Origin of the sequence: Nitratidesulfovibrio sp. (genome assembly GCF_040373385.1) — a bacterium.
GTDB lineage: Bacteria > Desulfobacterota > Desulfovibrionia > Desulfovibrionales > Desulfovibrionaceae > Cupidesulfovibrio.
This window is the reverse complement of sequence record NZ_JBDXXH010000004.1, coordinates 1-13706: the sequence shown is the minus strand read 5'-3', so window position 1 is coordinate 13706 and position 13706 is coordinate 1. Positions and strand designations below refer to the sequence as shown.

11 protein-coding genes are annotated in these 13706 nt (G+C 65.1%); 6 read left to right on the top strand and 5 right to left on the bottom strand.

Annotated elements, in window-relative coordinates:
- Window positions 1-43 precede the first annotated feature (43 nt).
- A complete protein-coding gene (gene hisC, locus ABWO17_RS08435; RefSeq protein WP_353117530.1) occupies window positions 44-1231 on the top strand; it encodes a histidinol-phosphate transaminase in 1188 nt (395 codons plus the stop codon).
- On the top strand, window positions 1224-1967 hold the full coding sequence (gene cmk / locus ABWO17_RS08430; RefSeq protein WP_353117528.1) for a (d)CMP kinase: 744 nt from the start codon (window positions 1224-1226) through the stop codon (window positions 1965-1967). Before hisC ends, cmk begins: the two co-directional genes overlap by 8 nt.
- A gap of 124 nt (window positions 1968-2091) precedes the next feature.
- Here the strand turns inward: cmk and ABWO17_RS08425 are convergent, their stop codons facing one another.
- From ABWO17_RS08425 to upp, 4 genes are all read right to left on the bottom strand, one after another.
- Entirely contained in the window at window positions 2092-2937 is an 846-nt protein-coding gene (locus tag ABWO17_RS08425) for a hypothetical protein (RefSeq protein WP_353117526.1), read from the bottom strand.
- The gene (locus tag ABWO17_RS08420; protein WP_353117524.1) at window positions 2934-4004 is read right to left on the bottom strand and encodes a type IV toxin-antitoxin system AbiEi family antitoxin; all 1071 of its coding nucleotides are present in this window, start codon (window positions 4002-4004) and stop codon (window positions 2934-2936) included. Before ABWO17_RS08420 ends, ABWO17_RS08425 begins: the two co-directional genes overlap by 4 nt.
- Window positions 4005-4298: 294 nt before the next feature.
- The gene (gene uraA / locus ABWO17_RS08415) at window positions 4299-5585 is read right to left on the bottom strand and encodes a uracil permease (protein WP_353117522.1); all 1287 of its coding nucleotides are present in this window, start codon (window positions 5583-5585) and stop codon (window positions 4299-4301) included.
- A 241-nt stretch (window positions 5586-5826) separates the two neighbouring features.
- Window positions 5827-6453, bottom strand: a complete 627-nt coding sequence (upp, locus tag ABWO17_RS08410) for a uracil phosphoribosyltransferase (protein ID WP_353117520.1) — start codon at window positions 6451-6453, stop codon at window positions 5827-5829.
- 109 nt (window positions 6454-6562) lie between these two features.
- Between upp and ABWO17_RS08405 the strand changes: the two genes are divergently transcribed.
- The 4 genes from ABWO17_RS08405 (at window position 6563) to ABWO17_RS08390 (ending at window position 11351) form a co-directional block, all read left to right on the top strand.
- On the top strand, window positions 6563-8248 hold the full coding sequence (locus ABWO17_RS08405; RefSeq protein ID WP_353117518.1) for a dephospho-CoA kinase: 1686 nt from the start codon (window positions 6563-6565) through the stop codon (window positions 8246-8248).
- 11 nt (window positions 8249-8259) lie between these two features.
- Complete coding sequence (locus ABWO17_RS08400; RefSeq protein WP_353117517.1) at window positions 8260-9003, top strand: rhomboid family intramembrane serine protease; 744 nt, start codon at window positions 8260-8262, stop codon at window positions 9001-9003.
- A gap of 390 nt (window positions 9004-9393) precedes the next feature.
- Window positions 9394-10182, top strand: a complete 789-nt coding sequence (locus ABWO17_RS08395) for an ABC transporter ATP-binding protein (protein WP_353117515.1) — start codon at window positions 9394-9396, stop codon at window positions 10180-10182.
- A 2-nt stretch (window positions 10183-10184) separates the two neighbouring features.
- On the top strand, window positions 10185-11351 hold the full coding sequence (locus ABWO17_RS08390; protein ID WP_353117513.1) for a SufB/SufD family protein: 1167 nt from the start codon (window positions 10185-10187) through the stop codon (window positions 11349-11351).
- A 107-nt stretch (window positions 11352-11458) separates the two neighbouring features.
- On the opposite strand, the gene ABWO17_RS08385 is transcribed toward ABWO17_RS08390, so the two are convergent.
- Complete coding sequence (locus ABWO17_RS08385; RefSeq protein ID WP_353117511.1) at window positions 11459-13267, bottom strand: methyl-accepting chemotaxis protein; 1809 nt, start codon at window positions 13265-13267, stop codon at window positions 11459-11461.
- Between the last annotated feature and the right edge of the window lie 439 nt (window positions 13268-13706).

Below are 13706 nucleotides of genomic sequence, written 5' to 3'. Positions count from 1 at the left end.
GCACCCCGCCCCGCCGCGCCCCAACGAAGGAGCACGTTCCCTCATGTGTGCCGTCAAATCAGCCGACACGTCCGCCGCGACCGGTACCGACACAGGCGCCCCCACGGACCTTCAGTTGGCCTCGCCCAGCGCCGTGCGTCCCGAAGTGTGCGGATTCAAGCCGTACACCCCCGGCCTGTCCATCGACGAAATCCGCGACAGGTACGGCCTTGCGCACGTCATCAAACTGGCCAGCAACGAAAATCCGCTGGGCACCTCGCCGGTGGTCCAGCACACCCTGCGCCACAAGGCGAACCTGGCCTTCCGCTATGCCCAGTCCGGCAACCCGCGCCTGACGGCGGCCATCGCCGCGCATCACGGCGTGCCCGCCGAACGCGTGGTGGCGGGCAACGGATCGGACGAGATCATCGACCTCATCGTGCGGGTACGAGCCGTGCCCGGCGTGCACAACGTGGTGGCGTTCAACCCGTGCTTCAGCATCTATGAACTGCAAACCCGCCTTGCGGGTGTGGAGTTTCGGCAGGCGCCGCTGGCGGCGGACTTTTCCTTCGACTGGGACGGCCTGCTGGCGCTGGTGGACGAAGCCACCGCCGTGGTCTTCGTGACCACGCCGGACAACCCCTCCGGCTTCTGCCCGCCCGTGGCCGACCTGGAACGGCTGGCCCACGCCCTGCCCCCCGGCTGCCTGCTGGTGGTGGACGAGGCGTACATGGATTTCTGCGGGGACGAGGCGGGCCACTCGCTGCTGGGGCGCATCGACGAATTCCCCAACCTGGCCGTGCTGCGCACCTTTTCCAAGAGTTTCGGGCTGGCCGGGCTGCGCCTTGGCTACGGCATCCTGCCCGTCCAACTGGCCGACTACCTGCGCCGGGTGCGGCTGCCGTTCAGCGTGAACATTCTGGCCGAAGAGGCAGGACTGGCCGCGCTGTCGGATGACGTGTTCCGCGCCGAAACCCTGCGCGTGACCAGCGAGGGGCGCGCCGCACTGACGGCGGGGCTGACCGCGCAGGGCTGCCACGTGTACCCCAGCAAGGCCAACTTCGTGATGTTCCGCCCGGCCCCGTCCTGCAAGAGCGCGGCGCACCTGTTCGAGGAACTGCTGCGGCGCGGCATCATCATCCGCCCGCTGAAAAGCTATGGCCTGCCGGACCTTTTGCGCGTCAGCGTGGGCAGCCCGGACGAGAACGCGGCGTTCCTGAAGGCTGCCGGGGAGATCATGGCCCATGCCTGATACCTGTCGCGCCTGTTCCTGCGCGGGCAAGGCCGCTGCCGCCAACGCTTCGCCCGCCGCATCCCCCGTCGTCCCGGTGGTCACCCTGGACGGCCCGGCGGGCGTGGGCAAGACCACCCTGGCCAAACGGCTGGCCGACGCGCTGGGCGTGGCCTATCTGGACACCGGGGCCATGTTCCGCACCCTGGCCTGGAAGCTGGGGCCCGGCGCGCATGAACTGCCGGAAGGCGACCTGCGCGCCCGGCTGGAAGGCTTCTGCTTCGCGCTGTCCGGCGCGGGCGGCGCTTCCGTGCTGTCCTGCAACGGCGTGCCCGTGGGCGAGGAAATCCGCACCGAGGAAGTGGCCGCGCTGGCCTCGCGCATCGCCACCCTGCCGGTGGTACGCGAACGGCTGAAGGCCGCACAGCAGGCGCTGGGGGCCTCGTGCGCCCTGGTGGTGGAAGGCCGCGACATGGGCACCGTGGTGTTTCCCGCGGCGCGCCACAAGTTCTTCCTGGACGCCACGCCGGAGGAACGCGCCCGCCGCCGCTGCCAGCAACTGGAAGCGCAGGGCCAGCCCGCCGACCTTGCCACCATTGCCGCCCAGATCCGCGAACGCGACGACATGGACCGCAACCGCGCCGTGGCCCCGCTACGCCCCGCCAACGACGCCGTGACGGTGGACACCACCGCCCTCGACATCGACGGCGTGTTCGCGGAACTGACCCGGCACATCGCCGCGCGCGGCGGGTTGTAGGGCACCCGCTCGGTCCCTTGTTCAAATGACGCGGCCCGTGCTTCTCGTGAAGCGCGGGCCGTTTTGCATCGCGTTGCAACGGCGTGTGAGCCGACACCTCCCTCCATTCAAAGTGATCATTCCATTACCCGGCCATTGCAACAAGGTTGCCGCATTCTTCAATACCATTCTTGAAGGCGGCAAACAGCGCGTAAACATTTGTCCTTTCCGCAATTTCCTCGCCTTCGCCCATGGTGCCGCATGAAACCAGAGAATCCAGCGTAACACCATCTCCGCACATTCCCCCAAGAATCCCCAGCGCCTTGCTCAAAGTACCAGCTTGGGCAATGCCCGCCACATCCTTTCCGAGCAGGTATGCGCCCGCGCGGTCAAAACCCAGCGCGCCTTGCGCCAGCATGTCGCTCAACTCGTCAAATATCCTTTCTTCCCGACCTGTTCCGTAGCAACTGACCGCATAGTGAATATCCTGAAGGTCCTTTGCCTTATCATTGCCGCAACGTTCACTGAACGAAAACAGTTTCAGCAGAACGAAGCCCGGCACCGTCACAATGGGCACGCTCACGCCATGTCCGACATCAATACGTTTCGCGTGCCGCATCGCCTCCGGGAATCCACACACGGTCATTACCGCGCTATCCGGCCATGTCACGACCCCTTCCGGCTTCTCAATGTCGCCAAAAGGCACAAAATCCACCGTGACGCCCGAATGGTGCTTTACCCTATGCATAACATTGCAGGCTGCGAAATTTCCAGACCCCAGCAATGCCGCATGCAATCCGCCAAAAGCACTCCAGTCAGCCAACTGGACGCCAAAGTCCCAATCCTCTGTACGGCGCCTGTCATACACATTGTCCTTCCAGTCGATGAGCAGCAGCCGTGCCCCGGCCCCAATCAGGACAAACGGTACCTGTCGCCCTTCCGCAACACCCACGAAATCGCGCAGAGCCTCGTACTCCCCTTGCTCGATCATGCTTCATACACCCCCTTTATCCTGGCGCTGTGGAATTTCTCCGTGAATTCTCTTGTACGCGGGTCATTGATCCGGAGCAGTTCCGCATACAACAATAGGGGATTGACCAGTTCCGGGTATCCCTTCTCCCCTCCGCCCCCATTGAGATCACCGAACGTCTTCAGGAACGTGACATTCCCCCCCTTGTCCGGAATCAGCCGGAGTTGCACCGCCAACTTCCGTGCGTCGACTATCGTGTCCGGAATATGCAATGTTGCGGCGCCAGGATGCAGTATGCCCCGTTCAAGCAAGGTCGCCCCCAACTCCCCGCCGATCAGGATACCTTCCCCCCTTCCCCCAGCCAGGCGTTCCGGCAATTCAGCCACCGCCCCTCCCGCCGTCCTGTATACCCCGACGACAAGCTTTCGCCTCAGCCTGTCCTCGTATCCGGCTATCCAGCGGTCAAAAAGACGCTGCATGCCAAGCAGATCACGGGTTTCCCCATCAGGGCCACCGCGCACGCGCAGGAACCCCTGCGCCCGCAATTCCTTGTACACGGCAGCCACGCTACCAAGCGACACCCCCGCCCATCGCGCCATGTCACGCAGCGGCACCCCGGCGCTATCCTTCTTCACCAGCAGTGCGTACGTTACTTTCATTGCTGCAACACTTGCTAGCGAGGCCCTGGCGTCTACCTTCGCATCGTTTTCATTACCGGCAACATACACCTTCAGCCAATCAAGATTTATGAACATGTTCCCGACACTGTCGACAAATTCCACCCCCTCGGCCCGACATTGTTCGGCAAGCTTCCTGGAGATGAAGTCCGCAAACAGCAAAGGCCTGGCACCTTCGCCACCAACGAGCAGAAAGCGCTGGCGAATCAATTCAAACGACATCTTGTTGAAACGCGTCTTGACTTCGACGATGTAACGAGCAGCAGTTGCACCTTTTCCAGACACGTCAAGAGCCAGATCGAATCCCCTGTCCAGCGCGAATTCCGCAACCTGCCCCGTCACGTCCACACCAGCCACGGCCTTCAGTTGCTCGACGCATCGCCGGATGATGCTGTTTTCCTTGGATTCCACTTCTGTCTCCTTTGATGTCGCACGTCTTTGTTCATCTAATTAGCATGTTCATATTTTCTGAACAATATCTTTTTATGAACATATCGTCCAACCTCCCGATTCAGCACCATCCCGCCTCATCGTTCACAAAGAAAACATCCCCGCCGCGTTACTGCGACGGGGATGCAAAAGACCAAATGAAACGTTTGCGGGAGGGAGCGGCAACCGTTAGGCGAGCGCGCAACGCGAGTCTTACGGATGACGACCGCAGAGCGCCAAAGCCCCTTTCCTTCCCCCGATTATCTCCAAGTACTCTTACAAATCGGTCTGGCTGCTGGCCACCCCGCTGCGATCCAGCACGTGGAAGATCAGCGACAGGATCATGCCCACCACGGTGGCGAGGGCCATGCCCTTGAGCTGCACCGAGCCGACCTGCACCGGCACGCCGCTGATGCCGGTGATGAACACGATGGCAGTCAGGGTGAGGTTGGCGGGCTTGGAGTAGTCCACGCGCGATTCCACCAGCATGCGGATGCCCGAGGCGGCGATGACGCCGAACAGCAGGATGCAGATGCCGCCCATGACCGGGGTGGGGATGGACTGGATGAGCGCGGACAGCTTGCCCACGAAGGCCAGCAGGATGGAGATGACGGCGGCGCCGCCGATGACCCACACCGAGTACACGCGGGTGATGGCCATGACGCCGATGTTTTCGCCGTAGGTGGTGGTAGGCACGGAACCGAAGAAGCCGGACAGCACGGTGGACACGCCGTCGCCCATGAGCGAACGGTGCAGGCCGGGGTCGCGGGTCAGGTCGCGCTGCACGATGTTGCCGGTGACCACCAGGTGGCCGATGTGCTCGGAAATGACCACCAGCGCGGCGGGAATGATGATCAGGATGGTGTTGATGTCAAACTTGGGCACGTACATCGTGGGGGTGGCCAGCACAGGGGCGGTGGCCACGCCGCCGAAGTTCACGGCGCCAAGGGCCATGGACACCACGTAGCCCACGGCGATGCCGGTCAGCACGGGGATGATGGCCATGAAGCCCCGGAACAGCACCGAGCCGAAGGCCACGGTGAGCAGGGTGGTCATGGAAATGATGATGGCGGTGGAATTGTACACGCCATTGGCGTCGGGCATGACGCCCGCCATGCCGGTGGCCACCCCGGCCAGTTCAAGGCCGATCAGGGCCACGATGGGCCCCATGGTGGCGGGCGGCAGCACCACGCCGATCCAGTCCGGCCCGAACTTCCAGATGATCAGGGCCACGGCGATGAAGATGCAGCCCGAGGCGATGAACCCGCCCAGCGCGTAGGAGTAGTTGGCCCCCCACATGGTCGGGTCCGCGCCCAGCACCACGAACACCGGCGACAGGAAGGCGAAGCTGGACCCCAGGAAGGCCGGGGCCTTGCCCTTGCAGAGCACGAGGTAGATCAGGGTGCCGATGCCGTTCATCAGCAGCACTATGGCCGGGTCTATCTTGAACAGGGTGGGCACCAGAACGGATGCCCCGAACATTGCGAAAAGGTGTTGGAAGCTCAGGGGAATACCCTGAAGAAACGGTACCTTCTCCTCCACCTGGATGGTCTTTCTGGCCATTGCCCTCTCCGAAAAGTGCTGATGTGGTGTGTGCATGCGCGCGGCGCGCGGACGTTGGGCCGTTGCGGGGCGCCTGGCCTGGCCGATCGCCAAGGATCGGTCCGGGCAAACGCCCTGCCGCCTTGCTGCGGAAAACCTGGGTCCGTGCCGTGTCCCCCCGGATGCGGGCACACGGCGGGGAGCGGCGAGGCCCCCCCGTAAAAAGGGGCGGGACATATGCTGTCCCGCCCCGTGGTGCGCCCTATTTGGTGCCGAATATCTTGTCGCCCGCATCACCAAGGCCGGGCAGGATGTATCCGTGCTCGTTGAGCCGCTCGTCCACGCCCGCCACATAGATGTCCACGTCGGGGTGACGATCGGTGACCTTCTTGATGCCTTCCGGCGCGGCCACCAGAAACAGGCCCCTGATCTGCGGGCAGCCCGCTTCCTTCAGCAGGTCGATGGTGGCGTTCAGGGTGCCGCCGGTGGCCAGCATGGGATCAATGATGATGGCCATGCGCTCTTCGATGTTCTTGGCCAGCTTCACGTAATATTTCACGGGCTCAAGAGTTTCCTCGTTGCGGAACATGCCGACAACGCTCACCTTGGCACCGGGAATCATGTCCAGCAGGCCGTCCAGCATGCCAAGGCCGGCACGCAGGATGGGCACCACGGTGATCTTCTTGCCGCGGATCTGGTCCACCTCGACAGGCCCGGCCCACCCCTGTATGGTGACCTTCTCCGTTTCGAGGTCCTTGGTGGCCTCGTAGGTAAGCAGGCGGCATATTTCGTTGGAAATGGCCCGGAACTCGCTTACCGGCACGTCGTGCTGGCGCAGGATGCCCAGCTTGTGCTTGACCAGCGGATGATTCACCACGGTTACGGCCACGATAGGTCTCCTTGTCTGTCTCGGTGTGCGGGGACGCTTGCCCCCCAAACGAACAGGTTGTAAAAAACACGCCCCCGTCGGTCAAGCGAAAGCACAACCGTTGCCAAACATGTCGAATTTACCCCCCCCTCCGGCAGAAACGCGCACCCATTCCTTCACCGTCGGCCCCGAACACGCCGGGCAGCGGCTGGACCGCTTTCTGGGCGACGTCATGGCCGAACTGCGTGAAAGGGACGGTCACGGCGACGCCGTCTCGCGCGAGAAGGTCAAGCGGGCCATCCGCGACGGAGCTGCCTCCGTGCAGGGCCGCGCGTGCACCGTGCCCAACACCCGCGTGGAGCCGGGGCAAACGGTCACCCTCGTCCTTGCCGTGCCCGTTGCCAAGGTCACTCCCGAAGACGGCGAACTGGCCGTTCTGTACCGCGACGCGGCCATCGCCGTGCTGGACAAGCCCGCCGGACTCACCGTGCACCCCTGCCCCAGCTGCCCGGAAGGCACGCTGGTGCACCGGCTGGTGCGCCACTTTCCCGAGTTGGCCGCGCAAGAGGGCTTTCGCCCCGGCATCGTACACCGTATCGACAAGGATACCAGCGGTCTTTTGCTGGTGGCCCTGACCGAGGCGGTGCGGCTGGAACTGTCGCGCGCCTTCGCGGAACGGCAGGTGCACAAGGAATACCTGGCCCTGGTGCACGGCGTGCCCACGGCGGCAGGCGACATCGACGCGCCCATCGGTCGCCACCCGCTGCACAAGGTCAAGATGGCCGTGGTGCCGGAAAACCGGGGCGGCAAGCCCGCCCGCTCGGCGTGGCGGGTGCTGCTGGCCGACCCGGACGGGCGCTTCGCCCTGGTGGCGGTGCGCATCTTCACCGGGCGCACCCACCAGATACGGGTGCACATGGCCCATCTGGGACACCCCCTGTGGCAGGACGCCGTGTACGGCCCGGCGGACACCGTGCCGCCCGGTGGTCGCGAACTGCCGGAATTTCCCCCGCGCCAGATGCTGCACGCCTGGCACCTGTCCTTCCGCCACCCGGAAACGGGCGATGACATGCACTTCACCTGCCCGCCCCCGCCGGACTTCGCCGCGCTGGCGCTGCGCCTGTCGCGGCGCATGCAGCGGGTGGTGGTGACCGGGTCGCCGGGCTGCGGCAAGTCCGCCCTCCTGCGCATGCTTGGCCAGTCGGACGAGGCAGGCCTGCCGGTGTGGAGCGCCGACGCCGCCGTGGCACGGCTGTACGAGCCGGGCGGCGGCGGGCACCACATGCTGCGGGGCCGCTACGGAGACCGTTTCGTGCCCGACCCCGCCGGACCGGTGGACAAACGCGCCCTGTTCGAAGCCATGCGCGTGGACACCGCCCTGCGCCGCGAGGTGGAGGACATGATCCACCCCCTGGCCCGGCACGACATGGACCAGTTCTTCACGCAGGCAGAGGCGGCGGGCGCGCCCGTGGCCGTGGCCGAGGTGCCGCTGTTTCTGGAGGCGGGCTGGAAGACGGGCACACAGCCGAACATCCTGCCGAATGTTCTTCTCGTCGGGGTGCACTGCCCCTTTGCCGAACGCGCCCGCAGGCTGGAAACGCATCGCGGCTGGCCGCCGGACATGATCGCCGCCATGGAGGCCTGGCAATGGCCAGAGGCCGACAAGATGCGCGCCTGCCACCTGGTGGTGGACAATTCCGGCACGCCGGAAGACCTGGCCCGCCGCACGCGCGGCCTGGTGGCCGAACTGGCCCGCCTGCGCGCCGCGCGCGATGCCCGCCTGGCCGCGCACCTTGCCTCGCTGTGGCAGGCATGAGACGCTAGCGCATGTTTCCCCTGCGCGACACCATCCCCCGCGTGCACACCCCGTGGTCGGTGTGGTGCATTCTTGCCGTCAATCTCGCGGTGTTCCTGTGGCAGCAGACGCTGACGCCGGGCGAAACCCTGCGCCTGTTCCACGTCCTGGGGGTGGTGCCCGCCCGCTTCGCCCACCCGGACTGGGCGCTGACCTCCGGCTACCCGCCGGGGGGCTTCATCGCCTTCGCCGCGCACATGTTCCTGCATGGCGGCTGGGGCCACTTTCTGGTCAACATGTGGACGCTGTGGATCTTCGGCGACAACATAGAGGACGTCATGGGGCCGGTGCGCTTCATGATCTTCTACCTCACGTGCGGGCTGGCGGCGCTGCTGACGCACATGGTCTTCTCCGCCTCGTCCACCGTGCCGGTGGTGGGGGCGTCCGGGGCCATCGCCGGGGTACTGGGGGCGTACTTCCTGCTGTATCCGCACGCGCGGGTCACCACGCTGGTGCCGCTGCTGTTCATCCCGCTGATTTTCGACCTGCCCGCCGTGGTCTACCTGGGCATATGGTTCGTCACCCAATTGCTGTCCGGACTGACCTCGCTGGGCAGTGACGGCGCAGGCATCGCATGGTGGGCGCACCTGGGCGGCTTCGTGGCCGGGTTCGTGCTGCTGCCGCTGTTCCGCCAGAAGGGCCGCTGCTACTACTGCCGGTTTCCCGAGGGCCGGGGCCGAGGTGTCATCCGCGCCCCGCACGACCCGGAGGCATGACCGGCGGGGCGCAGGCCGGGCGCACGCCCTGCCGCGCACCATCATTCGCCCTGCAAGCTGCCTCTCACTCCGCCACCTCGCCGCGCATCCCCGCTGACGGTCCGCTCCCCCCACACACAACCTTGCCGTTGCATCCTTCGCTCGCCCCCGTGCGGCGACGTGGCCCAACCGCCCTCCCTTTCTTTCCGCCAGGATGCGAGTGCTTCCTCACGTTTTCCGCAGGGTTCCTCGCATTGACTTACCGGGGGGTATGCCGCATAAGTTTCGGGCTGCCGCGCGGCGGTTTGCGCCGTTTCGCCCGTCATGCCGCTCCTTCGCCACCGCGAAGGGGGCCGCAACGGGAACACGCGCCGGGCCGCACACCGCGCAAAACATCGCAAGGGGTCCATCATGCTCGAAATACGCGACCTGCACGTCTGCATCGGCGACGTAGAGGTTCTGAAAGGCATCGATCTCAAGATAGAAGCCGGAGAGACCTTCATCCTGTTTGGTCCCAACGGCTCCGGCAAGACCACCCTGCTCATGACCCTCATGGGCTTCGCCAACTATACCGTCACCCAGGGCCAGATACTCTTCAAGGGGCAGGATATCACCCATGCCCCCATGTACGAGCGCGCCCGCCTCGGCATCGGCATGTCGTTCCAGCGCCCGCCCACCATCCACGGCCTGAAGACCGGCCTGCTGGTGAAGATGTGCGCCCGCGAGCGTGAAGTGGACGTGGAAGACCTGGCCCGCAAGGTGAACTTCGACCGGTTCCTGGAGCGTGACGTCAACGCCGGGTTCTCCGGCGGCGAGATCAAGCGGTCCGAAATGCTCCAGCTCATGGCCCAGCGGCCCGACCTTGTGCTGTTCGACGAACCGGAATCGGGCGTGGACCTCGAGAACATGGCCCTCATCGGCCAGACCGCCCGACAGTTGCTGGACGGCATGCCCCCCGCGTCCTGCTCCATGAAGCAGCACAAGGCCCGCTGCAAGACCTCCGGCCTGATCATCACCCACACCGGCTACATTCTCGAATACGTCAATGCCGACCGGGGCCAGGTGATGTACGACGGGCACCTGTGCTGCGAGGCGCGCCCCCGCGACATCCTCGACCACGTCAGCAAGTACGGCTATCAGGAATGCCTGCGCTGCCTCGACAGCGACGCATCGCTCGGCCAGATCAAGGAGGCGCTGTAGCCATGGCTTTCAAGAACGTGGACCTTACCCGCTACAGCTTCGAAGGGGCGCAGGCCGATACCATCCCCGACCTTTCCACGCTGGACGAATTCGACCGCAAGCGGCTGCTGTACGCGGGCATCGACGTGAATGCCAAGGAGCGCAGCGGCTCGTTCATGCACATGAACCACAGCGGCGTGCACTGCAAGTCCACCCAGGAAGGCCTGGAGCTGATGGACATCAAGCAGGCCCTCAAGACCTATGACGGCCTGCCGCAATACTTCTGGAAGATGGTGGATCCCAACCGCGACGAATACACCCGCGCGGCGGCGGAACACCTGCACGGCGGCTACTTCATCCGCGCCCGCAAGGGGGCCAAGATCGAGGCGCCCGTGCAGTCGTGCCTGTTCATCAAGGGCAACGGCGTGGGCCAGAACGTGCACAACGTGGTCATCGTGGAAGAAGGCGCCGAGATGCACATCATCACCGGCTGCGCCACGGCCCACGGCACGCGCGAGGCGGCGCACCTGGGCGTCTCCGAATTCTTCGTGCACAAGGGCGGCAAGCTCACCTTCACCATGATCCACAACTGGGGCGAAGACACGGCGGTGCGCCCGCGCTCCGCCGGGATGCTTGAGGAAGACGCGGTACTGGTGAACAACTACGTGCTGCTCAAGCCCGTGAAGGACTTGCAGATGTACCCCACCCTCACCCTTGCCGGGCGCGGGTCGGTGGCGCGGTTCAACTCGGTCATCGTGGCGCCGGAAGGCTCGTACGTGGACACGGGCAACCGCATCCTGCTCAACGCGCCCGACACGCGCGGCGAAATCATCGCCCGCACCCTGACCACCGGCGGCACCATCATCAACCGGGGGCACATCGGTGCCTATCAGGTACCCGCGCGCGGCCACCTGGAGTGCAAGGGGCTGATCCTCGGCAACGGCATCATCCACGCCATTCCGGAGCTGGAAGGCACCGTGGACGGCGTGGAACTGTCCCACGAGGCGGCCGTCGGCAAGATCGCGCAGGAAGAGATCGAATACCTCATGGCGCGCGGCCTGGACGAGGACGAAGCCACCTCGACCATCGTGCGCGGCTTCCTGAACGTGGACATCATGGGTCTGCCCCGCGAACTGGAACAGGCCGTGGAAGACCAGATCAACCAGCTGGACGCCAGCGACGCAATGTAGGCTGCGCCAGCAGGACGGAAACGACGACGGCCCCGGCAGCTGCATGCTGCCGGGGCCGTCTTGCGTGCGGTGGGGGAAGGAGAAAACCGGCGCGCACGCCAGCCGGGTTATCCGGCCTTGCGCTGCAACTCCGTCACCAGCCCGCGCAGGTCTTCAGCCATGCGCCCGAGATCGTGGATTTCCTTGTCCTCCTCGGTGACCAGACGACCGTTGTCGCGAGCGATGCCATCCACCTGGGCCAGGCTGCGGGTAATCTGTTCCGACGCGGCGGACTGCTGCTCGGCGGCGGCGGCAATGGCCTGGACCTGCCCGGTGACGCGCACGGCCATGTCCAGAATGCCGCGCAGCACCTCGCCAGAATCGGCGGAACGACGCTCCGCCAGCTCCATGGCCCGCAGCGAATCATCCATGCTGCGGGCATTGGCCGCGGTCAGCGACTGGATGCCCTTGATGGTCTCGCCCACCTCGCGGGTGGCGTTCATGGTCTTTTCGGCCAGCTTGCGCACCTCGTCGGCCACTACGGCAAAGCCACGTCCGGCGTCACCGGCGCGGGCGGCCTCGATGGCGGCGTTGAGGGCCAGCAGGTTGGTCTGGTCCGCAATGTCGTTGATGACGCTCATGACGGTGCCGATGGCCTCGGACTGGCCGCCCAGCCTGCGCATGTTCTCGTGCAGGGTTTCGGCAAGCTGGCGCAGTTCGCCCATGGCGTCCATGGTGGCAGTGACGGCCTCTGCCCCCTGGCGGGCACGCTCGCGCGAGGCTTCCGTCTCGCGGGCGGCATCGGCGGCGCTGCGGGCCACATCCATGACCGAGGCATTCATCTGCTCCATGGCGGTGGCAGTTTCGGCCACGCGGGTGGTCTGCGCGCGCGACCCCTCTGACAGGGTGGCCGAACGGCTGGCCAGTTCGCGCGCGGACACGCCAAGGTCTTCGGTCATGCGCTGCAACCGTACTGCCGCCTCCAGCATGCCCTCCTTGGAGGCCATGGCAGTGCGGGCCTGCTCGTCGGCGTTGCGGGCGGCCTCGCTGGCGTTTGCGGCCAGGCGGCGCGCCTCGTCCTGCTGGGCGCTCATGCGCTCGATGTTGCTACGCAGGGTGGTTACCATCACATCCAGGGCCGACTGCAAGGCGGACACCTCGTCCTCGCCCTCCACGGCAATGTGGCGGTCAAGATCGCCCGCCGCTATGTCCTGCGCGGTGCGGGTGGCCTCGCGCAGCGGCAGCACAATGGACCGCGCCAGCAGGTAGGCCACCGGCAGCCCCACGAACAAGAGCAGCCCCAGCACAACGGCGTAGGTGTACAGCACCTCGCGGGTGCGTACCTGCTCCATGGAATCGGCCACCTGTGCTTCGGCGGCCTGGATATTGTCGAGGTAGATGCCGGTGCCCACCCAGAAGGGTGTACCCGGAATGCTTTCGGCATACCCCAGCTTGGGCTGGTCGCCCATGCCCGGCTTCGGGAATACGAAAGTAACGAAGCCTCCGCCCGCAGCGGCCACGCGCGAAAGTTCACGCACGTAGTACTTGCCCTCGCGGTCCCTGGTGTCGCCCAGGTCCTTGCCCACCAGTTGCTTCTGCACGGGGTGTGCGGCGTTCACGGTTCCCTTGTAGACATAGAAATAGCCGGACTGGTCCGCTTCAAAGCGTACCCGCTCGACGCCCTTGCCGATAACCTGGCGCTGCTCCTCTTCGCCGAGCCCTGCGGACAAATCCCCCAGGGATACGGCCAGGGCATGCGTGAGGGCCTGAATGCGGTTCTTCTCGGCCGAGAGCATGGCCTCTTTGGCGGTTGCAATGCCCGCCCCGGCAATGTGATCGGCCACCCAGTACAACCCCATGGCCATCCCGGCCAGAAACAGGGTCATGATGAAGAACAGGGCATAGATGCGTTTGGCGATGGTAAACTTGCGGAACATGTTCCCCCCCAAGGCAACCGACGAAAGGTGAAAAAAGGGGCAGCCATGCGGCGGCCAGATGTTCGAGCGCGCAGTCAACAGAATCCCGATCAAGTTAAGTCCAAGAACCCGCGCTGACAATGAGTGTTATCCCTACCTTTCATCAGTGCACACTTGCAGACGCACGGGCTGCATCCCTTCCGTAGCGCACCAGCTGCCGCTTCCGGAAAACATGGGGTTCTGAGGACGTTGCACTGCCACCAGATTGCAACCACAGAGAAACACACGGGTACGCATCGCACACCACGCGAAGCGTATTCACCACCCGCGAGATATCCTGCCCGTGCCTGCCCTGCTCAAGCCCCCCGGCCCATCCGTCCCCCCGCCCTATCCCCGCCCCCATCGCGCTTCCATGGTGCCGAACGCAGGAAGGCCCCGGTGATTGCTCACCGGGGCCTTC

Excerpts from the sequence above, each read along its gene's own strand:
- hisC (WP_353117530.1), top strand. The coding sequence starts at position 44 with ATGTGTGCCGTCAAATCAGCCGACACGTCCGCCGCGACCGGTACCGAC.
- uraA (WP_353117522.1), bottom strand. The coding sequence starts at position 5,585 with ATGGCCAGAAAGACCATCCAGGTGGAGGAGAAGGTACCGTTTCTTCAG.
- ABWO17_RS08385 (WP_353117511.1), bottom strand. The coding sequence starts at position 13,267 with ATGTTCCGCAAGTTTACCATCGCCAAACGCATCTATGCCCTGTTCTTC.
- ABWO17_RS08390 (WP_353117513.1), top strand. The coding sequence starts at position 10,185 with ATGGCTTTCAAGAACGTGGACCTTACCCGCTACAGCTTCGAAGGGGCG.
- cmk (WP_353117528.1), top strand. The coding sequence starts at position 1,224 with ATGCCTGATACCTGTCGCGCCTGTTCCTGCGCGGGCAAGGCCGCTGCC.
- ABWO17_RS08395 (WP_353117515.1), top strand. The coding sequence starts at position 9,394 with ATGCTCGAAATACGCGACCTGCACGTCTGCATCGGCGACGTAGAGGTT.
- ABWO17_RS08405 (WP_353117518.1), top strand. The coding sequence starts at position 6,563 with ATGTCGAATTTACCCCCCCCTCCGGCAGAAACGCGCACCCATTCCTTC.
- ABWO17_RS08425 (WP_353117526.1), bottom strand. The coding sequence starts at position 2,937 with ATGATCGAGCAAGGGGAGTACGAGGCTCTGCGCGATTTCGTGGGTGTT.
- ABWO17_RS08400 (WP_353117517.1), top strand. The coding sequence starts at position 8,260 with ATGTTTCCCCTGCGCGACACCATCCCCCGCGTGCACACCCCGTGGTCG.